Genomic DNA, 24,152 nt, shown 5'->3' with positions numbered 1-24,152 from the left:
ACGCCAAAAGCGCGCGGGCCGAGGCGACGCGATCGGCCCGCAGCATGCCATGCCGTCCACCCGCCCCTCCCTCACGCGGCCTGCGTGTCTCCCGGCTGATCGAGCAGTTGCTCGATCAACGCGCGCGCAATCGGGTTCAACTCGCGACCGCGTGCCGTCGCGATCTGAACGCGCCGGACGGCCCACGGCTCCGCCAGGTCCAGCACAGCCACACGGCTGAACAGCTCATGGCTCACCATGCACTCCGGCTGAACCGACACGCCGAGCCCGGCCTGCACCAGGCTGACGGCCACGCCTGCGCTCCTGACGCCGTATCGCGGCTCGAACTCTCTGCCGAGCCGGCGCGCGGCCGCCTGGATCGCGCCGAGCATCGCGCCGACCACGATCAGATTTTCCGACAGCAGATCCTGAATGGTGACGCTCGCGCGCCCGGCGAACGGGTGTCCCTGCGGAACGACGGCAATCAGCCGATCCTCCCGGTACGGCGTCACGTCGACACCGCCGAGATCGAGCTTGTGCGCCGCCGCGAACACGCCGACGTCGGCCTCGCCGCGCGCGACCGCCTGCACGACCTCGGCATTCTCCAGCTCGCTGATGACGAGATCGACGAGCGGATATTCGCTCTGGAAGTCGCCTATTTCACGCGCGAGAAACGGAACGATGATCGATCGCGCCGACGCGATCGTCAGCTCGCCGCGCATGCCGTCGGTGAACGACGCGATCTCCGCGCGCATGTCGTCGAGATTGTCGAAGATCCGGCGAATATAGCGGACGAGGACTGCGCCCGCGGGACTCGGCACGACCCCCTTCGGGCCGCGTTCGAGCAGTTTGATTCCCGCAACGTCCTCGAGCTCCTGAATGCGCTTGGTCGCCGTCGATGCGGCCACATTTTCGCGAATCGCCGCCAGGCCAATCTGCTGTTCCTCGACCGCCGACAGGAACAGCTTCAACGTGAGCAGATCGACCTGCCGGATCAGATGCAGGCGATTGAAAGTACTCATGTCTCCCCTCATGCACGCCTTGATGACGTTGTCGGAACCCGTGACCGATGTCCAACACTGGAGTTCGGAAGCCATCGTACATCATCGTCAGCGGCCCGTATTGAGCAGCGTGTCGAGCGACGGATTGTCCGCGCCGATGTCCCGAGCCGCGTGTAAAGGCGGCGCGCGCTTGCCGTCGAACGACAGCGGCAGCCCGACCAGCCCGATCTCGTCGTCCGACGGCGTTTCGATGATGCCGAGCGCATGCGTCTGCGCATGCGCGAGCACTTCCGCCGTCGTCTGGATCGGCGCCACGGGCACGCCGGCGGCCTGCAGTTTCGCCTGCCAGGCGGCGCGGGAATCGGTCGCCATGCGCTCGCCGATCAGGCGATCGATCTCCGTGCGGTTCTTGAGCCGCCCCGCATTGGTCGCGAACCGGTCGTCGAGCGCCCACTCGGGACGGCCGAGCGCCGCGCACAGCTTCGCGAACAGCGCGTCGTTCGCGGCGCTGACGATCAGGTGGCCGTCGGTCGCCGAATAGGCGCGATGCGGCACGATGAACGCGACGCCCGAGCCGTGCCGGCCGCCGGTATCGCCATCGGCGCTGTAGTTCGCAACGTTGACCGTCATCCATGCCAGCGCCGTTTCCAGCAGCGATCCGTTGACGGTCGCGCCGCAATGCTTGACCTGACGGCGATACAGCGCCGCCAGAATCCCGACCGCCGCCCACAACCCCGAACCGAAATCGACGATCGACACGCCCGCGCGAACCGGCGCCTGCCCGTCCTCGCCGGTAATGCTCATGATCCCCGAGAACGCCTGCATCAGCGGATCGTAGCCGGGCAGCGTGTTCATCGGTCCGAGATGGCCGAATGCGCCGATTTCGCAATAGACCAGCTCCGGCTTGGTCACGCGCAGGCTGTCGGCGTCGAGTCCGTACTGCGCGCTCGAACCCGGTCGCAGGTTGTGCAGGAACACGTCCGCGTGTTCCGCGATCAGCCGGTGCAGCGTCGCGAGCTGCTCGCGATCCTTGATGTCGATGCAGATCGCGCGCTTGCCGCGATTGAGCCCGTGATACGCAGCGCCGCTGCCCTTCCATTCGCTCGGCCCCCAGCCGCGTGCCGAGTCGCCCGTGGGGCGCTCGACTTTCCACACCTCGGCACCCAGCGCCGCCAGGATCCTTCCGGCGAACGGCGCCGACGCGCTGTCGCTCAGTTCGACTACAACGACACCCGACAGCGGCAGATCGCGCAACATGTCAATTCTCCTGATTCAGTACTTTCTCGGTTTGCGGCTTGGCATCGGTATCGGCATCGGTATCGGGCGCGTAGATGCCGCCGGAACGCAGCATCGCGTCGATTTCGGCACGGCCAAAGCCATACTCCGTCAGCAGCGCCACCGAATGTTCGCCAAGCCGTGGCGCCGGATGGCGCAGTTCCGGCACGCTTTCGCTCCACTGCTGCGCAATGCCGAGCGTGCGGATCCGCCCTTCGGACGGATGATCCTGCTCCGCGAAAAATTCGACCGCCCTCATGTGCGGATCGTCGATGAGCGTTTCGGGCGTATTCATCCCGATCGCCGGGATATCGGCTTCGGTCAGCGCGCTCACCCATTCGGCCGTGGTCCGCGTCTCGAACACGCGCGCGAGAAAGGCGTACAGATGCGCGATGTGCTCGGTGCGTCCGCCGATGTTGTTGAAGCGCGGATCGTCGGCCATCTCCGCATGCCCGGTCAGCAGGAAGAAGCGCTTCCAGTGATGGTCCGCGTATACGTTCACGCCGATATAGCCATCGCGCGTGCGATACGGACGCCGATCCGGATTCATCATGCGCGCGTAGCCCCAGTCGCCGAGCGGCGGCACGAACGTGTGCCCGTACAGGTGATCGCCAAGCACGAAATGCGCGAAGGTTTCCATCATCGGCACGAATACCTGCTGGCCGACGCCGGTCTTCTCGCGCCGGTACAGCGCCATCGCGACCGCGTTGCTGGTCGCCATGCCGACGACGCGATCCGCGATCGCAGTCGCGACATAGTCCGGCGGGCCGTTCTTCCGGCTTTGCAGCACCGGCATGCCGACCGCGGCCTGAATCAGGTCGTCGTAGGCCGGGCGTGCGGCATAGGGTCCGTTTTGCCCGAACCCGAATGCGCCGCAGTAGATGATGCGGGGGTTGAGCGCGCGCACATCCTCGTAGGCGACGCCCAGCTTCGCCATGGTGTGCGGCCGCATGCTGTAAAGCAGGACGTCGGCCGCTTGCGCCATGCGCTTGAGCGTCGCGATGCCGTCCGGGTGCTTCAGGTCCAGCACGAGGCTGCGCTTGTTGCGGTTGAGATGCAGGAAGATGGGCCCCATACCGGGATGCCGGCTGGGTCCGATGTTGCGCGTGGTGTCGCCGTCGCGCGATTCGATCTTGCACACGTCGGCGCCCATGTCCGCCAGCAACAGCGATGCATACGGGCCCATGAAATTCGACGTGAGGTCGAGTATGCGCACACCGTCGAGTGGTCCGGCCATGTCTCCTCCGTTTTTATGGATGACCGGGCGGCCGCCGCGTTTGCGGCGCGCCGCGCGAGATTCTCAGGATGTCGAAGGAACGAACACCGGCAGCGTCTGTTCACCGCGCTGCACGAAGCGGACTTCGACGCGCTGGCCGATCCGTATCGCTTCGGGCGGCGCGTCGATCTGCGTGAACAGGTAATAGCCCTCGTCCATCCGGACGAAGCCGACCGTGTACGGCGCGATAGCGGCCCACACGGCTGTCGGGCCGCGCACAACCGTGCTGTGCGAATAGATCTCGCCAAGGCCGGACGACTCGGTCCAGCCAAGCGACTTCGCGCCGCAATGCGTGCAGAACGAATGGGCGGGCCAGACGGCTTCGTGGCAAGCGGTGCAGCGCTGGAACGTCAGCTTTTCTTCGGCCAGCGCGTCCCAGTAGGGCTGTGCGTCGAGCAGCCGGTACGGCTGCGGCCAGCTATTCGGTGTATTCGGCGAATGCGTTTCGGTCATGGAAGGTCTCGATCGAAAATCACGTTGCGGACGACAGGAGCAGCACGGCGCCCGCGGCCAGCATCCCGCCCGCGCCCTGCACCAGCACGGTTTGCGGGCGGCGCGCCGGCGCAAGCCCCAACGGCTGCCCGCGCAACTGCCTGACCGCCTCGACCATGCTGTCCATGTTGCACGAGATGCCGGGTTGCCCGAACGACAGCCAGCCGCCGTTCGTATCGGTGGGAAGGTCGCCGTCGACACCCGTGCGCCCTTCGCGATAGAGATCGATGCCACGCCCTTTTTTCGCGAAGCCCAGATCCTCCATCACGATCGGCCCCATGTGCGCGAAGTTCACCGAAATCTGCGCCATGTCGATGTCGGAAGGCGCGAGGCCCGACATCGCGTAGGCCTGCCGTGCCGCCTCGGCGGTGGCCGTGGTCGTGAGGTTCGGGAAAGCGCCGAGGCTGTCGAACCGGCATGCGCGCATGTTCATCCGGTCAGTCAGGTATTCGTGCGTCGTGGCCGACCCGTAACCGAGCAGGTAGACGGGATCGCGTGCGCCGCGCGCATTTTCAGGCGACGTCACGACGAGCGCACCGCCCGTTCCTCCGCCCCACGTCGAGCACATCCAGCGGCGTAGCGGCGTTGCGACATACGGCGACGACAGTACCGTCGCGCGGTCGATCTCGCCGAACTTCGCCTTCGCCGCGTGCGGATGATGGCGGCCCCAGCGCTGGTTCGCGATCGCGACGTCCGCGAGGTCGCTTTCGGCGATGCCGAACTCGTGAAAGTAGCGCTGCGCGGCTTGCGCATAGAGTGCCGGAATCGTCGGGCCGTAGGGAATCTCGAACTGGGGATCGGCGTCGGCTTCCGCGCCCATCGCGACCGCGTCGACGAACAGCTCCGTCGCGTCGCTCTGCAGGCACACCACGTACTCCGCGCGGCCGGCCGCGATCATCTGCGACGCGACCGCGAGCGTCGATGTCAGGCCTGCGCCGTGCATCGTCAGTTCGCTCGTGATCGTCACCGGCATCTGCATGTGCGAGATGAAGATGTTGCTCCACTGGGAACGCTTGTCGGCCCACGGCGAACGGCCCGTGAACACCGCGTCGACCTGGTCTTTGCGGATGCCCGCATCGGCGAGCGCGTTGAGCGTCGCCTCCGCGGCCAACTGCAATGGGTCCTTGCGATTCGCGCGGGATGCATACGCATCGCCCATGCCGATGATCGCCGCAACCGGACGAGGAGTCATGGCAATGCTCCTCAGACCTTGAACTCGGGTTGCGCTTCGGCGATCAGCAAGTCCAGATCCGCGCGCTTGCGCAGCATCAGCAGGCTCCATTCGCTGCGCTGTACGACCTCGCCGCGCTGGTTGTACGCCTGGATCAGCATCGTGCCAACCCCGAACTTCTCGTCCTTCTCTTTCTTCCCGATGATCTCGGCCGTCGCGTACACCGTGTCGCCGATCTTGACCGGATTCAGGAAGCGCATCTTGTCCACGCCGTAGTTCGCCTGGATCGCGGGGCCGAATTGCAGGAGGCCCGAGATCAGCGAGAACGTCAGCATGCCCTGAACGATGCGCTCGCCCCAACGCGTCTTCTCCGCGTACTCCTTGTTCGAGTGAATCTCGATCCAGTTTCCGGTGAACATGCAGAACATCACCACGTCGCTTTCGGTCACCGTGCGGCCGGGTGAGCGAAACTTCTGGCCGACTTCCAGTTCGTCGAGTGGGATGTTGATGCTGTTGTTGATGGCACTCATTACGGTTTCCTTATCAATTGAATTCGAAGGGCGCGTCGTTGGCTCGTTCCCTCGCCGTTACTGGCGCATCGATTTCGCGATGATGGTTCGCTGGATCTGCGAAGTGCCGCCGCCGATGGTCGATTGAATGCTCTCGCGCAGATAGCGCTCCATGTCGGCTTCCGGCAGGTTCGCGTAGCCGCCGAGCACCTGCATGCCGGTGAGCGCGCACTCCTTCAGCGTTTCCGAGCCGTAGAGCTTGGCCATCGATACTTCGCGGCTGCACGGCACATGATTCGCAGCCAGTTGCGCGGCGCGATAGCACAGCAGGCGCGCGGCATCGACCTTGGTCTGACAGTCGGCCAGCATGTGGCGGACGACCTGGAAGTCGTAGAGCTGATGATCGAACTGAATGCGCTCGTGCGCGTAGCGCGTGGCCGTCGCGACGGCCTGCTGCGCATTGCCCGTGTATGCGGCCGCCACCGCGCAGCGTTCGAGCTCCAGATGCTCCGTGATGATCTTCCAGCCCTGGCCTTCGTCGCCGAGCAGCGCGTCGCCCGGCACGCGCACTTCGTCGAGGAAGATTTCGGTCGTGCCGGTGGCATGACGCGAGAGCGTCGGCAGCTTGTTGATCACCATGCCCGGCGTGTCGTTCGGAATCAGCAGCACCGAGAGGCCCTTGTGCTTGTCGTCCGTACTCGTGCGCACCAGCATTGCGATCACGGTGTCTTTCGCCGCCGCGCCGCTGCACCACAGCTTCTGGCCGCTGACGATCCAGTCGCCGTTGCTGTCGCGGCGCGCACGCGTCTTCGTGTTGGCGGCGTCGGAGCCGGCATCGGGTTCGGAGATCGACACCGAGAAGCGAATCTTGCCGTCGATGAACGGCTGCACGTATTGCTTCTTCTGCTGCGGCGTGCCGAACTTGATGATGTTCATCGCGGTGAACGTCGGCACGAGCACCGAGCAAGCGAAGTCGAAACCGAACTTGCCGAGACCTTCGGCCATCAGCGAGTAATCGAAGATGTCGCCGCCCGAACCGCCCTCGGCTTCCGGAATGAGAATGCCGAGCCAGCCTTGCTTCGCGATCATGTCATACGCTTCGTACGGGTAATCGCGATTCATGTCGCACTTGCGCACGTATTCGACCGTGATCTCGTTGTCCATGAACCTGTTCACGGTGTCGAGCCACATCGTTTGCGATTCGTCGAGAAAATTAGCCATTAGTCTGCACTCCAGTTATTGACGTCTGCTGAAGCAGCCGCACGTTCATCGTGAAACGAGCTTAGAGCGTCAAGCGTCACAAACCAACTGACCGTTTCTGAAGTGACGATTCGCGTAATCGAAATCGGCTCGCAACCGGAGGGAGAAAGGATTCGATGCGCGGGGAGCGGAGAACATCCGGTGGAGAAAAAGCAGGCGCGCCCGCATGCGGAGCGGGCGCAAATGACGCGCTGCGGTTACGGCGTCACGCGATCGCGCCGGCCTCGCGCAGCGTGGCGAGTTCGACGGCGGTGAATCCCCAGTCGCCGAGCACTTCGTCGGTATGCTCGCCCGGCAGCGCCGGCCCCGACTGTATCTCGCCGGGCGTCCTGCTGAAACGTGGCGCCGGCGCCGGCTGGACGACGCCATCGCGCTCGACGAACGTCTGCCGCGCGCGCAAATGCGGATGATCCGGCGCTTCCGCGAGCGACATGACCGGCGCGATGCAGACATCGCGTCCCTCGGCGAGCGCGCACCATTCGTCGCGGGTGCGCGTGCGGAAGATCGCGGCAAACCTCGCATGCACCTCCGGCCATCGCGAGCGATCGTGCTGGTCCGGCATCTCTTCTTCGCGCAGACCCAGCATCGACAGCGTATTGCGCCAGAATCGCGCTTCGTTCGAGCCGACGCTCAACCAGCGGCCGTCGCGGGTCTCGTACACGTTGTACCAGGGCGCGCCCGAGTCGAGACGATTGCTGCCGCGCGCGTCCTTCCAGTAACCGCTCGCGAGCATGCCGTAGAACAGCGTCATCAGCGACGCGGAGCCATCGACCATCGCGGCGTCCACGACCTGCCCTTTCCCCGACCGCTTGCTCTCGAGAATCGCCGACACCACGCCGAGCGCGAGATACAGCGAGCCGCCGCCGAAATCGCCCGCCAGGTTCAGCGGAATCACGGGCGGCCCCCCGGCCACGCCGACCGAATGCAGCACGCCGCTCAGCGAGATGTAATTGATGTCGTGGCCCGGCGCGTGCGCGAGCGGGCCATGCTGCCCCCAGCCGGTCATGCGGCCGTAGACGAGCGCGGGGTTCGCCGCGAGGCACGCATCCGGCCCGAGGCCCAGTTTCTCCGCGACGCCCGGGCGGAACCCCTCCACCAGCGCGTCGGCCCGGCCGGCGAGCTTGAGGACCGCCTCGACCGCTTCCTTTCTCTTCAGATCGAGTGCCGCGCTGCGCCGGCCGCGATTGAGGAGATTGAAGCGCGGATCGCCGGGCTGGCCGCCGTCGTAACCCGGCGGGCGGTCGATACGAATGATATCGGCGCCAAGATCCGACAGCAGCATGCAGCAGAACGGCACAGGCCCTACGCCGCCCAGTTCCACGATCCTGATCCCTGCAAGCGGCCCTTTCGCGTGTTGCATCTTGAACGTCTCCATGGAAGTTCGATCAAGCTTACGCGGGTTAGACAGGCAGTCCAATTTCGAAATATCGAACTCGCACTTCGATGCGGTCGAAGCCGCGCATCGGGCATGACGTCGCGGTTGGCGGGCTTCTGAAGTACGGAACCATCGGGCGAGCGGGATTGACGCCACGCCGGCCGAACCGCCACTGTGAATGCCATGCGCAAGCTATGGCCGCTGACCCGGCTTTCGGTCGAATGTTGAAATGGAAAGGAGAGGCAAAGTGAAGGTATTGGTCCCCGTCAAGCGTGTCGTGGACGCGAACGTGAAGGTCGGCGTGAAATCCGATCAGTCCGGCGTCGATATCGGCAGCGTGAAGATGTCGATGAATCCGTTCGATGAAATTGCGGTGGAAGAAGCGGTCCGCCTCAAGGAAGCGGGCGTCGCGACCGAAGTGATCGCGGTGTCGGTCGGTGTCGCGCAAGCGCAGGAAACGCTGCGCACGGCGCTCGCAATCGGCGCGGATCGCGCCATCCTCGTTCAGTCGAACGACGGCGTCGAGCCGCTTGGCGTCGCGAAGGTGCTGAAAGCGCTGGTCGACAAGGAGCAGCCGCAGTTGGTGATTCTCGGCAAACAGGCCATCGACGACGACTCGAACCAGACGGGCCAGATGCTGGCTGCGCTGGCCGGCTTCCCGCAAGCGACGTTCGCATCGAAGGTCACGATCGCCGATGGCCGTGCCACCGTCGCGCGCGAAGTGGACGGCGGCACGGAAACACTGTCGCTGACGCTGCCGGCCGTCGTCACGACCGACCTGCGCCTGAACGAGCCGCGCTACGTGACGCTGCCGAACATCATGAAGGCGAAGAAGAAGCCGCTGGACACCGTGAAGCCGGAAGACCTCGGCGTCGATGTCGCGCCGCGAATCAAGACGCTGAAGGTGGCCGAACCACCGAAGCGCGCGGCGGGCGTGAAGGTGCCGGATGTGAAGACGCTGGTCGACAAGCTGAAGACTGAAGCCAAGGTGCTGTGAGAGGGAGCAGAAAGACATGACGATTCTGGTAATCGCGGAACACGACAACGCGTCGCTCAAGGCCGCGACGCTGAACACGGTTGCGGCGGCCGCAAAGATCGGCGGCGACATTCACGTGCTGGTCGCGGGTCACACTGCGCGGGGCGCGGCGGATGCGGCGGCGAAAATCGCAGGTGTCTCAAGAGTGCTGCTGGCCGACGCGCCACAGCTCGAAGCGGGCCTGGCGGAAAACGTCGAGGCGACCGCTCTGAATATCGCCAAGGACTATACGCACGTCCTCGCGCCGGCGACCGCATACGGCAAGAACATCGCGCCGCGCATCGCGGCGAAGCTGGATGTCGCACAGATCTCCGAAATCACGGCAGTCGTCAGTGCCGATACCTTCGAGCGTCCGATCTATGCGGGCAACGCGATAGCAACGGTTCAGTCGAGCGATCCGATCAAGGTCATCACGGTGCGCGCGACCGGGTTCGATCCGGCCGCGGCCGAAGGCGGGAGCGCAGCGGTCGAGACAATTGCCGCGGCGGCGGACACGGGCACGTCGCAGTTTGTCGGCCGTGAAGTGACGAAGCTGGATCGCCCGGAACTCACCAGCGCGCGCATCATCGTGTCGGGCGGCCGGGGTCTCGGCAGCGGCGAGAACTACACGAAGGTGCTGGAGCCGCTCGCGGACAAGCTGGGCGCAGCGCTGGGCGCATCGCGCGCGGCGGTCGATGCCGGCTACGTGCCTAACGATTATCAGGTCGGCCAGACCGGCAAGATCGTCGCGCCGCAGCTCTACATCGCGGTCGGCATCTCCGGCGCGATCCAGCATCTGGCGGGCATGAAGGATTCGAAGGTGATCGTCGCGATCAACAAGGACGCGGAAGCGCCGATTTTCAGCGTAGCGGATTACGGCGTCGTCGGCGATCTGTTCGCGCTCGTGCCGGAGCTTGCAGGCGAACTCTAGAAGCGCTGGGCCGCAAGCCTGCCAGGCGGCATGCGCTCACGTCTTTCGCGTCGCTCGTTCGCGCCCGGGCAATAAACGAACGGTGTCGCGGGCATCGACGTCGCCACCGCGTGAATCCTGAGCTCGTTATCGACGGTCAGTCTCGCGCACATGTTGTGGTACGGCGAGCCGGCGGGCAGCGTGCCGCGTTCGCGATCCACGCTGTCATACCCCTTCTCGTCGATGATTTCTCCTTCGATATCCCAAAGACCGTCGTCGCGCAGAAAGCCCTTCCAGGACCGGTTGAAAATCGGCGAAGCACGTGCGAGACACGCCCGGGCAAATCGCGCCGAATTTCAAAGTACGGCAAACGCGCGCAATGCGCGTTGACACGCTACGCGCCGGTTAGTCATCGTTGAATACCACAGCGAAGGAAGCGCCATGCCGTATCGGTCACGGATCGGCGGCAGGCGGCCTTCCGGAAGACACCTATTCAGAGGAGAGGTTCATGGATTTGCGCAGAAACGTGCTCGTGGTGGGCGGCGCCGGCGGCATCGGCGCGGCATGCTGCGCCGCGCTCGCATCGGCGTGGAACCCGATCGTGGCTGACCGGGACGAAGAAGCCGCACAACGCGTGGCCGCCGAAACCGGGGGGCGTGCTTATCGGCTCGATGTCGGCGACATCGACGGCATTGAGCCGTGCATCGAGGCCATCGAGCGTGAATGCGGCGACATCGACGGGCTCGTGTTCGCGGCCGGCGTGATCCCGCCCGCGCAGGGCCCGTTGCAGACCGACTTGTCGGCCTGGGACCGGATTATGGACATCAACGCGCGCGGCGCCTATGCAGTCTGCCGCTCGGTCGGGCTGCTCATGGCATCGCGCAGACGCGGCAGCATCGTGATGCTCTCGTCGCTCGCCGGCATGATGCCGACGCCCCATCTCGCCTATGGCCCGTCGAAAGCCGCGATGATCAATCTGGCCGGCGCCCTCGCCGTCTATCTCGGCCGACAGGGCGTTCGCGTGAATGCCGTCTCGCCGGGGCCGGTGCGCACGCCCGTGATCGAAGCCAGCTACGCGCGCGGCGAACGCGATCCCGCCGTGATGGCGCGGCAAACCGCGCTCGGCCGCGTGATCACGCCCGGCGAACTCGCAGGCCCGATCGCGTTCCTGTTGTCCGATGCGGCCTCGGCGATGACCGGCACCAATATCGTCGTGGATGCCGGCGCGACCGCGGCGCTGGGCTGGAACCTGTTCGGCGGTGTGGAGACCGTGCTGGACGGATTGCAATCTCGCCAATAAACAGGACTGCGTCATGAGCCTCGACCTCGAAACCCGCGCGTTCATGGACAAGCTCGCCGCGGCAGCATCGAAGCCGCGTCATCAGATGACGCCGGACGAGGCGCGCGCCGCGTTTGCGCGAATCAGCACGATCCTGTCCCCGGGCGCCGATGTGCGCACCATCGTTCCCCTCGATATCCCCGTCGAGGGCGGCATGCTCCGTGCACGCCTGTTCGTGCCGGACGAAAAACCGCAAGCCCTGCTCGTGTACTTCCACGGCGGCGGCTGGGTCGTCGGTGGCGTCGACGAATTCACGCCGCTCTGCCGGGAGATCGTGGCGGGAGCGGGCGTCGCCGTTGCGCTCGTCGAATACCGGAAGGCGCCGGAGCACCCGTTCCCGGGGCCGGTGCACGATGCATGGCAGGCGACGCAGTGGCTCGCCGCGCAACGGGCCGCGCTGCTCGGCGTCGAATTGCCCGTGCTCGTGGGCGGCGACAGCGCGGGAGCGAATCTCGCAATCGCGGTGACGCTGCTCGCGCGTCGCGCGCGCACCGTGCCGCTCAAAGGTCAGTTGCTCGTCTATCCGGTGACCGACTGCACGTTCGATCGACCGTCGTACATCGCACCGGAGAACCAGCTCCTGACGAGCCGCGAGGTGATGATGTGGTACTGGACTCACTACGCGCCCACCGACGCGGCACGGCAGGCGAGTCTCGCCTCGCCATTGCGGGAAGCCGATCTCTCCGGCTTGCCGGAGGCGATCATCGTCACCGCGGAACACGACGTACTGCGCGACGAGGGTGAAGCGTACGCGCAGCGCCTCGAAGCGGCTGGCGTGCCGGTTCATCATCTTCGTGCACAGGGGCAGATGCATGGTTTTCTGATGATGATCGGCGTGCTGCCCGGCAGCCGCAGCGGGCTCGGTTTCATCTGCGAACGGCTCCGCGGTCTCGTCGCGTAATCGCTACGCCGACGCGCGTTTCGAACGAAAGCGGCGGAGACGGCTACGCGATGCGCATCGTCGCGTGACGCGGCTGCGGCGGGAACACATGCCACGCGCCGTCTTCGTGCTGAAAGAAGCAGATCGCCACGTCGCCCGTCGATGCGCGGGCATCGATCCTCACACACCGTCTACATGCCGTGCGCCGCAGAAAGTGGATGCGAAACGGGATCGCGCCGTTCGGTGTCAGCCAACTTTCGATTGCGTCGCGCAAGGTCTTTCTCGTCACGTTCATCACCTTCTCCTGCTTTCAGCCACCCGCTGCACATGCCTGCGTCATGGTGCTTATCGTGCGACCTGCCGCAATCGGGCGTCAACGGCGCCGAGCGACGCGTTCCGTACTTTGATCAAACTACTCGATAAGTGATTCGGCACCGTGCACGCACACCTTACGAACATATGTTAGATTGAGAATCGAACGGAGGGAGAGGAACGGGAGGCATGCGAAATCCAGGCCAAGTTCCCGGCAGCGCAGATACCAGCGCCCATGAGGGGCAATGATCAAAGTACGGAACAACCGCACCACGCACATTGCACCATTCGATGCCGGCGAGTTCAATGTACGTCGCCACCGTTCAACTCAACTCTGGATTCACGCATGCGATACGAAGACTTTCAGTTCCTTCTGTTCGACCGTCAGGCTGACGGCGTATTGCTCGTCACATTGAACCGTCCGGAGGTCATGAACGCGCCCAACAACAGAATGCACTGGGAACTGACCCAGGTCTGGAGCGTGGCCAACGACGATCCCACGGTGAAGGCGATCGTGGTGACGGGCGCGGGCGAACGCGCGTTTTCGGCGGGCGGCGATCTGTCCGTGGTCGAAGAGATGTCGGCCAGCCAGGAAGCCACCATGCGCGTGATGAAGGAGGCCTCCGACATCGTCTACAACATGCTGGCCTGCGATAAGCCGATTATTTCCGCCATCAACGGGACAGCCGTAGGCGCAGGGCTCGTCGTGGCGCTGCTCGCGGACGTCAGCGTGATGGCGGAAGACGCACGCCTGACCGACGGCCACGCGCGTCTGGGCGTGTCGGCGGGCGACCACGCCGCCATCGTATGGCCGCTGCTCTGCGGCATGGCCAAGGCCAAGTACTACCTCATGACGGCGGATTTCATCGATGGCAAAGAGGCCGAACGTATCGGCCTCGTCACCTTCTGTGCGCCGCGTGCCGACGTGCTCGTCAAATCGCTGGCGATCGCCGCCAATCTGGCGCGCGGCAGCCAGACCGCCATCCGCGCAACCAAGAAGTCGCTGAATAACTGGATGCGCATGGCCGGACCCATTTTCGACAACTCGCTCGCCATGGAGATGCTGTGCTTCCTCGGCGCCGACGTCAAAGAAGGCGTGGCGGCCATGCGCGCCAAGCGGCAGCCGGACTTTCCCTCAGCCCGATTGCCCCGGTAGGCGGCGGCACAGACTGATACGCGGCTTCATGCCGCATTCGCAAATCTAACTAATATTAGTTATTGGAACGGCCCTGACCATTCGACAAGGAGACAGACATGAGCACCAACCGCGAAACGCAAGCTGACTCGCCATCCAACTGCCCTCCGCTGGAGCAGGCCGTCGTGCGCTTCATCCAGACGTTGAGATACGAAGATATCGACGCCTCCGCGCTCGCCGGCGTAAGCAGGCTGATGCGCGACCAGCTCGCATTGCAGATCGGCATCTCGACGATGCCGTGGTCCGGGCAACTGCTGAAATACGCCGTCGCCCAGCAGCGTCCGGGCAAGAGCCGCGTGAGCGCCTCCAGCCTCACCATGAGCGCGCCGGATGCCGCCTTCGTCAACGGCTCATACGGCCACGGTTTCGAGTACGACGACGCGCACGGCCCGAGCTACAGCCATCCGGGCAGTTGCGTCATACCGGCCGCGCTGGCCATCGGCGAGGAACTGGGTTCGTCGCTCGAAGAGGTGATCACCGCGATGGTCGCCGGCTACGAGGTCTATACGCGCATCGGCGTGCTGGCCTCGCCCGATCTTCTGCAGCGGGGCTTTCACCCGCATTGCACGCTGTCCAATCTGGGCGCCGCCGCGGTCGCGGCGAAGCTGCGCGGCTTCGATGCCGAAACCACGCTGCACGCACTCGCGATCGCTTTGAGTCATATGTCGGGCACGACCGAGTACACGTCCACGGGCGGCTCGATCAAACGGATTCACGCGGGCATCGGCACGCGCAACGGCATGGCCGCCGCCGATATGGCCAAGGCCGGCATCACCGGACCGCGCGCGTTCCTGAGCGGCAATAAAGGGTTCTTCCGCACCTTCCTGCAGCGTGCGGCCGGCGATGCCGCCGAGCAGCGCTTTGCAGCGGGCCGGCCGTTCGAGATCGGCACCGTCTGGCTCAAGGCCTACTGCGCCTGCTATTGCACACATGCCTACATCGACGCGCTGCGCCCGTTTGCCGCGCGCCGCGACGAGATCGCCGATGTGCACCTGAAGATCACGCCGCACTTCAACGTCGTGGTCGGGGCGGCCAACGCCAACGCTTACGAGCCGAGGAACATCGAGCACGTTCAATTCAGCTTGCCCATTCAGGCGGCATTCGCGTTGCTCGGCAAGGGCAACGGCTACGCGATCCATCGCGACTACCTGGCTGGCAAGATCGACATGACGCCCGTGATTGCCATGGCGCGCAGCATCCGCATCACCGAAGAGCCAGCGCTGGAAAAGCAATACCCTGGAAAGTTCGTGGCCGACGTGACCGTCACGTTCACGGACGGCAGCGCGGAGCATGTGTTTGTCGAAGACCCGATCGGCACCGATACGAATCCCATGTCCGAACGCGAGCAGGACGAGAAGTTCATGGAGCTCACAGGGGACGTACTGGGAACCGCGCAGGCAAAAAAGCTCCTCGTTACGCTGCGTGAGATAGTCCCGGCGATGAAGGCCGCCGACTTGATGCGCCTGTGCGCTACCGAGCAGTGATCGGGGGCTGAGCCGTCCGGGCGTTGCTCTGCACAGGGCCAAGCAGGGCGGCCCCGATCTACATCCCCGAGTAGTTGGGTCCGCCGCCGCCCTCCGGCGTGACCCAGACGATATTCTGCGTCGGATCCTTGATGTCGCAGGTCTTGCAATGCACGCAGTTTTGCGCGTTGATCTGCAGCCGCTTGCCGCCCTGTCTCTCGTCATCGACGAATTCGTAGACGCCCGCCGGACAGTAGCGCGCCTCGGGACCCGCGTAGCGAGCCAGGTTGACACTCACCGGCACGCCTGCGTCTTTCAACGTCAGATGCGCGGGCTGATTTTCCTCATGATTGGTATTGCTGATGAACACACTGGAAAGACGATCGAAAGTCAGTTTTCCATCCGGCTTGGGGTAGACGACCGGCTCGCATTCGCTGGCTGTCTTCAGGTATGCGTGATCGGGCTTGTCACGACGCAACGTCCAGGGCATACGGCCGCGCAGCACGAGTTGCTCGAAGCCGTTCATCACCGTTCCCGCCACGAGGCCGTACTTGAACCAGTTCTTGAAGTTGCGGTCCTTCTTCAGTTCCGCATGGAGCCAGCTCTTCCCAAAGGCTTCGGGATAGTCTGCAAGCTCGTCGTGCTGGCGGCCTGCCGCCACGGCCGAGTAGGCGGCTTCGGCCGCAAGCATGCCCGTCTTGATGGCGGCGTGGCTGCCCTTGATGCGGCTGACGTTGAGAAAGCCCGCGTCGCAGCCCACCAGCGCGCCGCCCGGAAAGACGAACTTGGGCAAAGCATTGATGCCGCTGGCGTTGATCGCGCGCGCACCGTACGACAAACGCTTCGCCGTGATTTCGCCCTTGTCGTTCTCGAAGTAGCGCCGAATGGCGGGATGGGTTTTCCAGCGCTGGAATTCCTCGAAAGGACTCAGGTACGGGTTCGTATAGCCGAGACCCGTGACGAATCCAACGGCGATCCTGTTGCCCTCCAGATGGTAAAGAAACCCTCCGCCATAGGTCTTGTTGTCCATCGGCCAGCCAGCCGTATGGGCGACGAAGCCAGGCCGATGACGCGCGGGATCGATCTCCCACAATTCCTTGATGCCGATGCCGAAGCTCTGCGGGTCGCGCCCCGCGTCGAGCCCGTAGCGCGCGATGGCCTGCTTGCCCAGATGTCCGCGCGCGCCTTCGGCAAGGATGGTGTACTTCGCGTGCAGTTCCATGCCGCGCTGAAAGTTCTCCGTCGGCTCGCCATCCTTGCCGACGCCCATGTCACCCGTTGCTACGCCCTTGACGGAGCCGTCATCGTTATAGAGCAGTTCCGCCGCGGCGAAGCCGGGAAAGATTTCCACGCCGAGCGACTCGGCCTGTTCCGCAAGCCATTTCGTCAGCGCGCCGAGGCTGATGATGTAGTTGCCGTGGTTGTGAGCGAACGGCGGCAGCAGCATGTTGGGCACGCGCATCGACGATTTCAGGCCGAGAAACACGTAGGCCTCGTCAGTGACAGGCTGGTTCAGCGGCGCGCCCCGCTCTTTCCAGTCCGGGAAGAGTTCGCTCAGCGCTCGCGGATCCATGATCGCGCCCGAGAGGATGTGCGCGCCGGCCTCGGAACCTTTTTCGAGCACCACGACCGAGATATCACCGCCCTTTTCCGCCGCCAGTTGCTTGATGCGGATGGCCGTGGCCAGGCCGCCGGGACCGCCGCCCACGATCGCGACGTCATACTCCATGGATTCGCGTGGGCCGTACTGCGCTAAGAGTTCTTCGCTGTTCATCGTGCCAGGTCTATGACTTTAGTTGCGTGCTGCGGCAATCGCTTCGGCTGCGCGTATCACGGGTAAATCGATCATCCGTCCGTCCAGCGAGAAGGCTTCTCCGCCGCGCTTCGCGGCCTCTTCGAGCACGCGCTCCGCCCAGACCCGCTCGGCCTCGGAATACCCCAGCGCCTCGTTCACGCCGGCCACCTGAGCCGGATGGATGCACAGCTTTCCGCCGAAGCCGAAGGCCCGTGCACGCCGGGCATCCGCCGTCAGACGGCCGGTGTCGCCCGTGTCGGTCGTCACGCCGTCGATGGGAGCCGGCAACCCGGCGCGACGCGCCGCAGCGACAAGGGCGTTGCGCGCGAAGGCAAGTTCCGGCTCCTCCGGCGAGGCGTGCATGCCGAGATCGAGCTGAAAATCCAGATGACCGAAGGCGAGACGCGCTACGTGAGGCTCGTGCGCGAGCGCATCGGCGGCATCGAGTCCGCGCAGCGATTCGATCAGCGCCACGATGCGCGCCGCCTCGCCAAGCTCGTTCGCTACGCCTCGCAGTGCGGCCGGGTCTTCCGACTTGGGTAGCATGACGGCCACGCCCTGCCCGACCCAGTCGCGCAGCAGCGCGATATCGGCACCGTGCCAGGGGGTGCCAGTGGCGTTCACCCGTACCACGGTGCGGGCCAGTTGCGCGGGAGCAAGCTGCGGAAGATGCTGCAGGAGATGCGCGCGCGCGCTGTCCTTGCTGTCCTCGGCCACGGCATCTTCGAGGTCGACGATGATGCAGTCGGCGCCCGAATCGAGCGCCTTGGCAAAACGCTCGGGCCGGGTGGCGGGCACGAACAGCAGGCTGCGCGCATGGCGCACGGCAGATGCAATGGTTGCGCCCATGTCTCAGATCACTCCGTCGGTTTGCAATTGGCGGATCTCGGCGTCCGAGCGGCCCAGTTCGCGCAGTATCTGTTCGCTATGCTCGCCCAGCGCGGGCACCGCACCCATGCGGGCATCGAAGCTGTCGACGGTCGCGGGCGGCAGCAGCGCCTGCAAGGGACCCGCGGGCGAATCGATGGAACGGAAACGCTGACGCGCATGCAGTTGCGGATGCGTCCACAGATCACCCACCTGATTGACGGCGGCATTCGCGATCCGGGCTTCGTCCAGGCGGGCGATCACGTCCTCGGCGGTGATGCCTGAAAAGCACGCTTCGATAACTTCCTTCAGCACCGCGCGATTCTCCACGCGACGCACATTGGCGTCGAAGCGCGGATCGGCCGCGAGTTCTGGGCGTTGCAGCACGATGTCGCAAAAGACTTTCCACTCGCGCTCGTTTTGCAGGCCGAGCATGACCACCTTGCCATCGCCCGCCTTGAACGGGCCGTAGGGATAGATGGTGGCGTGCGCCGCGCCATTGCGCCCCGGCGCCTGCTGGCCGTCGTAGGCGTAGTACATGGGAAAGCCCATCCACTCGCCCAGCGCTTCGAGCATGGAGACTTCCACGTGCGAGCCCGTGCCCGCGAGGTTGCGTTGCAGCAGCGCGCTCAGAATGCCCGTGTAGGCGTACATGCCGGCGGCGATATCGGCGATCGAGTTGCCGGCCTTGCTGGGCTCGTCGGGCGTGCCGGTGACCGAGAGAAACCCCGCCTCGCTCTGGATAAGCAGATCGTAGGCCTTCTTGTCGCGGTAAGGGCCGTCATCGCCGTAGCCGGAGATGTCGCACACGATCAGCCGGGGGTATTTCGCATGCAGCGTGTCCCACGAGAGGCCCATGCGCGCGGCCGCACCGGGCGCCAGGTTCTGCACCAGGACGTCGGCCCGGCCGATCAGTTCGGCCAGCACTTCTTGCGCGGCGGGCTGCTTCAGGTCGAGCGTGAGGCTCTCCTTGGAGCGATTCGTCCAGACGAAGTGCGAGGCGAGGCCGCGCGTGCGATGGTCATAGGCACGCGCGAAATCGCCGGTGCCCGGACGCTCCACCTTGATGACGCGCGCGCCCAGATCAGCGAGCTGACGTGTGCAGAACGGCGCGGCGATCGCATGTTCCAGCGTAATGACGGTCAGGCCGCTGAGCGGCCCTGGGCGGAGGGATTCCGACATGGCGTGTCTCGTCTCGGTTATTCGATTTGCGCGCTGGCCAGCATGGCCAGCTGGCCTTGAGCACCGCGCGCCCACAAACGCGCCGTGCCGCCTTCGAGCTTGCCGTTGACGCTGAACGGCGCGATGTCGAACACCGGGCTGACGGCCTTGAATTCGAAGCTGCGTATCGTTTTTTCCGGATGCGCGCGGCGCAGCGCTTCCATGAGCAACGTCGCGATCAGCGGTCCGTGCACCACGAGGCCGGGATAGCCCTCCTCCTCGATGGCATACGGACGGTCGTAGTGGATGCGGTGACCGTTGAAGGTCAGCGCCGAGTAGCGCATCAGCAGCACGGGATCGGGCGAAATGGTCTGCCCGAATTGCTCATCGACGGGTGCAGGCGCCGGTTCGGGCGCAGCCGCCCCGGCAGCCGGCGCGTCACGGTAGACGATGTCCTGCTCTTCGCGGATGGCGACGCCCTCTGAATCGAAAATCTCGTGCAGCACGGTCACGAACACCAGATGGCCGCTGCGCCCGGACTTGCTCTGAATGCTCTTGATCGTCGAGACGCGGCGGACCGGCGCGCTCACGGAAAGCGCGCGCAGGAACTGCAGGCGTCCTCCGGCCCACATGCGCCGCGGCAGCGTGACGGGCGGCAGAAAGCCGCCGCGCCGCGGATGGCCGTCCGTGCCGATATTGGACTGGCGCTCGCCCGGCAGGAAGTACAGCCAGTGCCACAGCGGCGGCAGCGTCCCGGGCAGCGACGAGGCATCAGGGTAGTCGAGCGTCGCCTGCATGAGACGAATGGGTGCCGCCGTGATCGTGTCCGCGCTTTCGTCGCTGCGGCCGACCCAGGCCTCGAAGGATTCAGGGGATTCGGAATTCATGCGGCCGTGCGCTCCATCGCGTTGTTCGTATGATGCATCACAAGGTCTGGGCAAGCTCGGGCACGGCCTGGAACAGGTCGGCTTCGAGACCGTAGTCGGCCACGCTGAAGATCGGCGCCTCGGGGTCCTTGTTGATCGCCACGATCACCTTCGAGTCCTTCATGCCGGCCAGATGCTGGATCGCCCCCGAGATGCCGACCGCGACGTACAGTTGCGGCGCGACGATCTTGCCCGTCTGACCGACCTGATAGTCGTTCGGTACGTAGCCCGCATCGACCGCGGCGCGCGAGGCGCCGAGCGCCGCGTTCAGCTTGTCCGCCAGCGGCTCCAGCACCTTCCTGTAGTTCTCGCCGCTGCCAAGGCCACGGCCGCCCGAGACGATGATCGCCGCGCCCGTCAGTTCCGGACGGTCCAGCTTCGTCATTTCGCGGCTGACGAACTGCGAAAGGCCGCTGTCCGCCGCCGCTTCCACCTTCTCGATAGAAGCGCCGCCGCCTTCGGCCGCCACCGCATCGAAACCGGTGGTCCGTACCGTGATCACCTTGACGGGGTCGCCCGACTGCACCGTTGCGATCGCATTGCCCGCGTAGACCGGACGTTCGAAAGTGTCCGGCGATGCCACGGCCGTGATGTCCGAGATCTGCGCCACATCCAGCTTCGCCGCGATGCGAGGCGCCACGTTCTTGCCCGCCGCCGTGGCCGGCGCGAGGATATGCGAGTAGTTCGACGCAGCATGTCGCACGAGCGCCAGGACCGTCGCCTCGACGTTTTCAGCGAGGCCCGCTGCGAGCTGCGGCGCATCAGCCAGCAGCACCTTCGCGACGCCCGCGATCCGCGCCGCGGCATCGGCCGCTCCCTGCGCGTCGTGTCCTGCGATCAGCACATGCACGTCGCCGCCGATCTTCTGCGCGGCGGCCACGGTGTTCAGGGTGGCGGCCTTGACGGTCGCATTGTCGTGTTCAGCAATAACCAGAATCGTCATGTCCGTAATCTCCGCCGATCAGATGACCTTGGCTTCCGTTTTCAATTTCTCGACCAGCGCTTTCACGTCCGGCACTTTCACGCCCGCGCTGCGCTTCGGGGGCTCGGCGACCTTCAGGGTTTTCAGGCGCGGCGCGACATCGACGCCGAGGTCCGCGGGCTTGACCGTCTCCAGCGGCTTCTTCTTTGCCTTCATGATGCTCGGCAGCGTGACGTAGCGCGGCTCGTTCAGGCGCAGGTCGGTCGTGACCACGGCAGGCAGCGTGAGCGACAGCGTTTCCGCGCCGCCGTCCACTTCGCGGGCGACCGTGGCCTTGCCGTCACTGATGGCGACTTTCGAGGCAAACGTCGCCTGCGGCAGATTGGCCAGCGCCGCGAGCATCTGGCCGGTCTGATTCGAATCGTCGTCGATGGCCTGCTTGCCGAGGATGATCAATTGCGGCTGCTCCTTGTCCACGAGCGCCTTGAGCACCTTCGCCACGCCCAGCGGTTCGACGCCGTCGCCCGCCTCGACGAGAATCGCGCGATCCGCGCCGATGGCCAGCGCCGTGCGCAGCGTTTCCTGCGCCTGCGCCACGCCGACCGACACCGCCACGACTTCGGTCGCCACGCCCGCTTCTTTCAGACGCACGGCTTCCTCGACGGCGATTTCGTCGAACGGATTCATGCTCATTTTTACGTTGGCAAGGTCCACGCCCGTGCCGTCGCTCCTGACCCTGACTTTGACGTTGAAGTCCACCACCCGCTTGACCGGTACGAAAATCTTCATGATGCGCAATCCTTCATTCGATCAGTAGGAACGGGGCAGTTGCAGCACGTGCTCGGCCACGTGTCCGAGAATCATGTTGGTGGAAATGGGCGCGACCTGATACAGGCGCGTTTCGCGGAACTTGCGCTCGACGTCGTATTCGCACGCAAAGCCAAAGCCGCCATGTGTCTGCAGGCAGGCATTGGCCGCTTCCCAACTGGCCTTGGCCGCCAGGTACTTGGCCATGTTGGCCTCCACGCCCGCATTCTGGCGAGCATCGATTTTTTCGCAGGCGCGCCAGCGCATCAGATTGGCGGCCTCCAGTTCGATGTACGACTCGGCCAGCGGGAACTGAATGCCCTGGTTCTGCCCGATCGGGCGGCCGAATACCTTGCGCTCGCTCGCATAGTCGCGCGCCTTCTCCAGGAACCAGTAACCATCGCCGATGCACTCGGCTGCGATCAGCGTGCGCTCGGCGTTCAGGCCGTCGAAGATCACCTTCAGCCCCTTGCCCTCGGTGCCCAGCAGCGCATCCTCCGGCAGTTCCAGGTTGTCGAAGAAGAGTTCGTTGGTCTCATGATTGACCATGTTGAGAATGGGCCGCACCGTGAGGCCATTGCCGATAGCCTTGCTCAGCTCGACGATGAAACACGAGAGTCCGTCGCTCTTCTTCTGCACCTGGTCGATCGGCGTGGTGCGCGCGAGCAGGATCAGCAGGTCGCTGTGCTGCACGCGCGAGATCCAGACTTTCTGACCGTTGATGACCCAGCGCCCGTCACGCTTCACGGCCGTGGTCTTGAGCTTCGTGGTATCGCTGCCCGTCGTGGGCTCGGTGACGCCCATCGATTGCACGCGCAACTCGCCCGCGGCGATGCGCGGCAGATAGCGTTGCTTCTGCGCCTCGGTGCCGCTGAACACGATGGTGTTCATCACGTACATCTGTCCGTGGCACGCGCCGGAGTTGCCGCCCGAGCGATTGATCTCTTCCATGATGACCGAGGCTTCGGCCATCGAGAGACCCGGGCCGTCATAGTCCTGCGGAATCAGTGCCGCCAGCCAGCCGGCTTTGGTGAGCGCGTTGACGAACTCTTCGGGATAGCCGCGCGCCTCGTCGACCTTGCGGTGGTACTCGGCCGGGAACTGATTGCATAGATCGCGCACGGCATCGCGAATTTCCTGGTACGGGCCGGGGGCGGAAAAAATGGAGGCGCTCATGAATCAGGTCCGGTAAGTGACTTGGGTTGCACCATCATAAGTTTTGATGGATATTTGAAAAAATAGAATTTCCTGATCGATTCATCATTTTTCGGTATCGAGCTATCCGCCATGGACCTCAAGCAACTGCGCGCCTTCGTCACCGTGGCCGAAACGGGGAACGTCACGCGCGCTTCCAGTCTCCTGAATCTCGTGCAGCCCGCCGTGTCGCGCCAGTTGCGGCTGCTGGAGGAAGACATGGGCACGGAGCTGTTCGACCGTAGCCGCCACGGCATGCAACTCACGGCTTCAGGGAAGACCATGCTCGAATACGCGCGCCGTATCCTCAATGAAGTGGCGCGCGCCAAGGCCGAGATTCAGCCGACCGAAGGGCCGGTCTCGGGCATCGTGAGCATCGGTCTGCTGGCGAGCACATCGGATCTCCTCGCCACGATGCTGGCGGGCGAGGTCGCGCGGCGCTATCCGCATATCCGCCTGCGCCTGACCATCGGGTACGCGGGGCACTTGCAGGACTGGCTCGAAGCCGGCGATATCGATGCCGCCCTCCTCTATGGGCAGAAGGAAACGCCCGCGCTGCAAGTGAAGGCCTTGCTGGAGGAAAGCCTGTGGGTGGTCGCCGCGCCGTCCGCGCAGCTCTCGCGCAAGCGGCCGATGGCGTTGTCGCGCGTCGCGCGGGAGTCGTTCATCCTGCCCGCCGCGCCACAGGGCCTGCGCGCGGTGATCGAACACGCCGCGGCCGAAGCTGGCGTGACGCTGCGCGTGTTTGCCGAAACCAATGCGCTGAGCGTGCAGAAAGAGCTCGTTGCGCAAGGTCACGGATGGACGATTCTTCCCGCCGTCGGGGTCACGGACGAAGTGGAACGGGGCCTGCTGAGCGCGGCTCCGTTGGCATCGCCGGGGCTCAAGCGCACGATCGTGCTCGCCGCGCCCAGCAGCCGGCAGGCCACGGCGCCCGTGCGCTGCGTCGTGGCGGCGCTGCTGGACTGCGTCAGGACCACATTCGACGATGGCCGCTGGCCGGACGCACGCTGGCTCGGTTAAACCGG

24 protein-coding genes are annotated in these 24,152 nt (G+C 64.8%); 7 read left to right on the top strand and 17 right to left on the bottom strand.

Translation table 11 applies throughout. The features are described from left to right. Positions 1 to 71: 71 nt before the first annotated feature. The 8 genes from LY284_RS31630 to LY284_RS31595 all read right to left on the bottom strand — a co-directional run bounded on the left by LY284_RS31630 (position 72) and on the right by LY284_RS31595 (position 8,323). Positions 72 to 1,001: a LysR family transcriptional regulator gene (locus LY284_RS31630; RefSeq protein WP_233390233.1), complete on the bottom strand. Its 930-nt coding sequence runs from the start codon at positions 999 to 1,001 to the stop codon at positions 72 to 74. Positions 1,002 to 1,088: 87 nt separating this feature from the next. Then, the gene (locus tag LY284_RS31625; RefSeq protein ID WP_233390231.1) at positions 1,089 to 2,237 is read right to left on the bottom strand and encodes a CaiB/BaiF CoA-transferase family protein; all 1,149 of its coding nucleotides are present in this window, start codon (positions 2,235 to 2,237) and stop codon (positions 1,089 to 1,091) included. Position 2,238: 1 nt separating this feature from the next. Further along, positions 2,239 to 3,492, bottom strand: a complete 1,254-nt coding sequence (locus LY284_RS31620) for a CaiB/BaiF CoA-transferase family protein (RefSeq protein WP_233390228.1) — start codon at positions 3,490 to 3,492, stop codon at positions 2,239 to 2,241. Between the two features lie 63 nt (positions 3,493 to 3,555). Beyond that, the gene (locus LY284_RS31615; RefSeq protein ID WP_233390225.1) at positions 3,556 to 3,984 is read right to left on the bottom strand and encodes a Zn-ribbon domain-containing OB-fold protein; all 429 of its coding nucleotides are present in this window, start codon (positions 3,982 to 3,984) and stop codon (positions 3,556 to 3,558) included. A 19-nt stretch (positions 3,985 to 4,003) separates the two neighbouring features. Continuing rightward, on the bottom strand, positions 4,004 to 5,215 hold the full coding sequence (locus LY284_RS31610; protein WP_045460732.1) for a thiolase family protein: 1,212 nt from the start codon (positions 5,213 to 5,215) through the stop codon (positions 4,004 to 4,006). Positions 5,216 to 5,226: 11 nt separating this feature from the next. Beyond that, positions 5,227 to 5,724 (bottom strand): MaoC/PaaZ C-terminal domain-containing protein, encoded by a 498-nt coding sequence (locus tag LY284_RS31605; RefSeq protein WP_045460735.1) that lies wholly within the window; start codon positions 5,722 to 5,724, stop codon positions 5,227 to 5,229. Between the two features lie 57 nt (positions 5,725 to 5,781). Then, positions 5,782 to 6,924: an acyl-CoA dehydrogenase family protein gene (locus LY284_RS31600; RefSeq protein ID WP_045460737.1), complete on the bottom strand. Its 1,143-nt coding sequence runs from the start codon at positions 6,922 to 6,924 to the stop codon at positions 5,782 to 5,784. Positions 6,925 to 7,168: 244 nt separating this feature from the next. Continuing rightward, positions 7,169 to 8,323, bottom strand: coding sequence for a CaiB/BaiF CoA-transferase family protein (locus LY284_RS31595; RefSeq protein WP_233390223.1), 1,155 nt, complete (start codon positions 8,321 to 8,323; stop codon positions 7,169 to 7,171). 262 nt (positions 8,324 to 8,585) lie between these two features. Between LY284_RS31595 and LY284_RS31590 the strand changes: the two genes are divergently transcribed. After that, positions 8,586 to 9,335 carry an electron transfer flavoprotein subunit beta/FixA family protein gene (locus LY284_RS31590; protein WP_233390221.1) on the top strand — a complete coding sequence of 250 codons (750 nt, stop codon included), beginning with the start codon at positions 8,586 to 8,588 and terminating at the stop codon, positions 9,333 to 9,335. 16 nt (positions 9,336 to 9,351) lie between these two features. Continuing rightward, on the top strand, positions 9,352 to 10,284 hold the full coding sequence (locus tag LY284_RS31585; protein WP_233390219.1) for an electron transfer flavoprotein subunit alpha/FixB family protein: 933 nt from the start codon (positions 9,352 to 9,354) through the stop codon (positions 10,282 to 10,284). On the opposite strand, the gene LY284_RS31580 is transcribed toward LY284_RS31585, so the two are convergent. Beyond that, on the bottom strand, positions 10,281 to 10,574 hold the full coding sequence (locus LY284_RS31580; protein WP_309243231.1) for a DUF2889 domain-containing protein: 294 nt from the start codon (positions 10,572 to 10,574) through the stop codon (positions 10,281 to 10,283). The two genes, LY284_RS31585 and LY284_RS31580, sit on opposite strands and share 4 nt — an antisense overlap. 197 nt (positions 10,575 to 10,771) lie before the next feature. Between LY284_RS31580 and LY284_RS31575 the strand changes: the two genes are divergently transcribed. Both LY284_RS31575 and LY284_RS31570 read left to right on the top strand, forming a co-directional pair. Then, a complete protein-coding gene (locus tag LY284_RS31575) occupies positions 10,772 to 11,563 on the top strand; it encodes an SDR family oxidoreductase (protein ID WP_233390218.1) in 792 nt (263 codons plus the stop codon). A gap of 13 nt (positions 11,564 to 11,576) precedes the next feature. After that, entirely contained in the window at positions 11,577 to 12,503 is a 927-nt protein-coding gene (locus LY284_RS31570) for an alpha/beta hydrolase (protein WP_233390216.1), read from the top strand. Positions 12,504 to 12,546: 43 nt separating this feature from the next. Here the strand turns inward: LY284_RS31570 and LY284_RS31565 are convergent, their stop codons facing one another. Beyond that, on the bottom strand, positions 12,547 to 12,777 hold the full coding sequence (locus LY284_RS31565; protein WP_045460752.1) for a hypothetical protein: 231 nt from the start codon (positions 12,775 to 12,777) through the stop codon (positions 12,547 to 12,549). A 363-nt stretch (positions 12,778 to 13,140) separates the two neighbouring features. On the opposite strand from LY284_RS31565, the gene LY284_RS31560 reads away from it, so the two are divergent. Continuing rightward, a complete protein-coding gene (locus LY284_RS31560; protein WP_233390214.1) occupies positions 13,141 to 13,950 on the top strand; it encodes an enoyl-CoA hydratase/isomerase family protein in 810 nt (269 codons plus the stop codon). 98 nt (positions 13,951 to 14,048) lie between these two features. Continuing rightward, positions 14,049 to 15,473, top strand: coding sequence for an MmgE/PrpD family protein (locus tag LY284_RS31555; RefSeq protein ID WP_233390211.1), 1,425 nt, complete (start codon positions 14,049 to 14,051; stop codon positions 15,471 to 15,473). Between the two features lie 58 nt (positions 15,474 to 15,531). Here the strand turns inward: LY284_RS31555 and LY284_RS31550 are convergent, their stop codons facing one another. From LY284_RS31550 to LY284_RS31520, 7 genes are read right to left on the bottom strand one after another with little or no spacing between them, the layout of a single operon-like run. Then, the gene (locus LY284_RS31550; protein ID WP_233390210.1) at positions 15,532 to 17,226 is read right to left on the bottom strand and encodes an electron transfer flavoprotein-ubiquinone oxidoreductase; all 1,695 of its coding nucleotides are present in this window, start codon (positions 17,224 to 17,226) and stop codon (positions 15,532 to 15,534) included. Between the two features lie 18 nt (positions 17,227 to 17,244). Beyond that, the gene (locus LY284_RS31545; protein WP_233390208.1) at positions 17,245 to 18,096 is read right to left on the bottom strand and encodes a CoA ester lyase; all 852 of its coding nucleotides are present in this window, start codon (positions 18,094 to 18,096) and stop codon (positions 17,245 to 17,247) included. A 3-nt stretch (positions 18,097 to 18,099) separates the two neighbouring features. Then, positions 18,100 to 19,296, bottom strand: coding sequence for a CaiB/BaiF CoA-transferase family protein (locus LY284_RS31540; protein ID WP_233390206.1), 1,197 nt, complete (start codon positions 19,294 to 19,296; stop codon positions 18,100 to 18,102). Between the two features lie 17 nt (positions 19,297 to 19,313). After that, a complete protein-coding gene (locus tag LY284_RS31535) occupies positions 19,314 to 20,162 on the bottom strand; it encodes a MaoC family dehydratase N-terminal domain-containing protein (RefSeq protein ID WP_233390203.1) in 849 nt (282 codons plus the stop codon). 37 nt (positions 20,163 to 20,199) lie between these two features. Continuing rightward, a complete protein-coding gene (locus LY284_RS31530; protein WP_233390201.1) occupies positions 20,200 to 21,144 on the bottom strand; it encodes an electron transfer flavoprotein subunit alpha/FixB family protein in 945 nt (314 codons plus the stop codon). Positions 21,145 to 21,162: 18 nt separating this feature from the next. Then, positions 21,163 to 21,912, bottom strand: coding sequence for an electron transfer flavoprotein subunit beta/FixA family protein (locus tag LY284_RS31525; RefSeq protein ID WP_014252381.1), 750 nt, complete (start codon positions 21,910 to 21,912; stop codon positions 21,163 to 21,165). 21 nt (positions 21,913 to 21,933) lie between these two features. Beyond that, complete coding sequence (locus LY284_RS31520; RefSeq protein ID WP_233390199.1) at positions 21,934 to 23,106, bottom strand: acyl-CoA dehydrogenase family protein; 1,173 nt, start codon at positions 23,104 to 23,106, stop codon at positions 21,934 to 21,936. A 111-nt stretch (positions 23,107 to 23,217) separates the two neighbouring features. Here LY284_RS31520 and LY284_RS31515 point away from each other — a divergent pair, with 111 nt between their 5' ends. Then, on the top strand, positions 23,218 to 24,147 hold the full coding sequence (locus LY284_RS31515) for a LysR substrate-binding domain-containing protein (protein WP_233390197.1): 930 nt from the start codon (positions 23,218 to 23,220) through the stop codon (positions 24,145 to 24,147). Positions 24,148 to 24,152: the final 5 nt, after the last annotated feature.

The sequence above is a fragment of the Caballeronia sp. PC1 genome (assembly GCF_021353155.1).
In the GTDB taxonomy this organism is placed as follows: Bacteria; Pseudomonadota; Gammaproteobacteria; order Burkholderiales; family Burkholderiaceae; genus Caballeronia; species Caballeronia cordobensis.
Note: the sequence above shows the minus strand (reverse complement) of the source record. Positions and strands in the feature narration are given on the sequence as shown.

Bases quoted from the DNA above. Each gene is read 5' to 3' on its own strand.
- LY284_RS31560 (WP_233390214.1), top strand. From the start codon at position 13,141: ATGCGATACGAAGACTTTCAGTTCCTTCTGTTCGACCGTCAGGCTGAC.
- LY284_RS31520 (WP_233390199.1), bottom strand. From the start codon at position 23,106: ATGAGCGCCTCCATTTTTTCCGCCCCCGGCCCGTACCAGGAAATTCGC.
- LY284_RS31620 (WP_233390228.1), bottom strand. From the start codon at position 3,492: ATGGCCGGACCACTCGACGGTGTGCGCATACTCGACCTCACGTCGAAT.
- LY284_RS31550 (WP_233390210.1), bottom strand. From the start codon at position 17,226: ATGAACAGCGAAGAACTCTTAGCGCAGTACGGCCCACGCGAATCCATG.
- LY284_RS31525 (WP_014252381.1), bottom strand. From the start codon at position 21,912: ATGAAGATTTTCGTACCGGTCAAGCGGGTGGTGGACTTCAACGTCAAA.
- LY284_RS31540 (WP_233390206.1), bottom strand. From the start codon at position 19,296: ATGTCGGAATCCCTCCGCCCAGGGCCGCTCAGCGGCCTGACCGTCATT.
- LY284_RS31565 (WP_045460752.1), bottom strand. From the start codon at position 12,777: ATGAACGTGACGAGAAAGACCTTGCGCGACGCAATCGAAAGTTGGCTG.
- LY284_RS31625 (WP_233390231.1), bottom strand. From the start codon at position 2,237: ATGTTGCGCGATCTGCCGCTGTCGGGTGTCGTTGTAGTCGAACTGAGC.
- LY284_RS31585 (WP_233390219.1), top strand. From the start codon at position 9,352: ATGACGATTCTGGTAATCGCGGAACACGACAACGCGTCGCTCAAGGCC.
- LY284_RS31610 (WP_045460732.1), bottom strand. From the start codon at position 5,215: ATGACTCCTCGTCCGGTTGCGGCGATCATCGGCATGGGCGATGCGTAT.
- LY284_RS31570 (WP_233390216.1), top strand. From the start codon at position 11,577: ATGAGCCTCGACCTCGAAACCCGCGCGTTCATGGACAAGCTCGCCGCG.
- LY284_RS31605 (WP_045460735.1), bottom strand. From the start codon at position 5,724: ATGAGTGCCATCAACAACAGCATCAACATCCCACTCGACGAACTGGAA.
- LY284_RS31535 (WP_233390203.1), bottom strand. From the start codon at position 20,162: ATGAATTCCGAATCCCCTGAATCCTTCGAGGCCTGGGTCGGCCGCAGC.
- LY284_RS31575 (WP_233390218.1), top strand. From the start codon at position 10,772: ATGGATTTGCGCAGAAACGTGCTCGTGGTGGGCGGCGCCGGCGGCATC.
- LY284_RS31600 (WP_045460737.1), bottom strand. From the start codon at position 6,924: ATGGCTAATTTTCTCGACGAATCGCAAACGATGTGGCTCGACACCGTG.
- LY284_RS31545 (WP_233390208.1), bottom strand. From the start codon at position 18,096: ATGGGCGCAACCATTGCATCTGCCGTGCGCCATGCGCGCAGCCTGCTG.
- LY284_RS31555 (WP_233390211.1), top strand. From the start codon at position 14,049: ATGAGCACCAACCGCGAAACGCAAGCTGACTCGCCATCCAACTGCCCT.
- LY284_RS31615 (WP_233390225.1), bottom strand. From the start codon at position 3,984: ATGACCGAAACGCATTCGCCGAATACACCGAATAGCTGGCCGCAGCCG.
- LY284_RS31530 (WP_233390201.1), bottom strand. From the start codon at position 21,144: ATGACGATTCTGGTTATTGCTGAACACGACAATGCGACCGTCAAGGCC.
- LY284_RS31595 (WP_233390223.1), bottom strand. From the start codon at position 8,323: ATGCAACACGCGAAAGGGCCGCTTGCAGGGATCAGGATCGTGGAACTG.
- LY284_RS31630 (WP_233390233.1), bottom strand. From the start codon at position 1,001: ATGAGTACTTTCAATCGCCTGCATCTGATCCGGCAGGTCGATCTGCTC.
- LY284_RS31515 (WP_233390197.1), top strand. From the start codon at position 23,218: ATGGACCTCAAGCAACTGCGCGCCTTCGTCACCGTGGCCGAAACGGGG.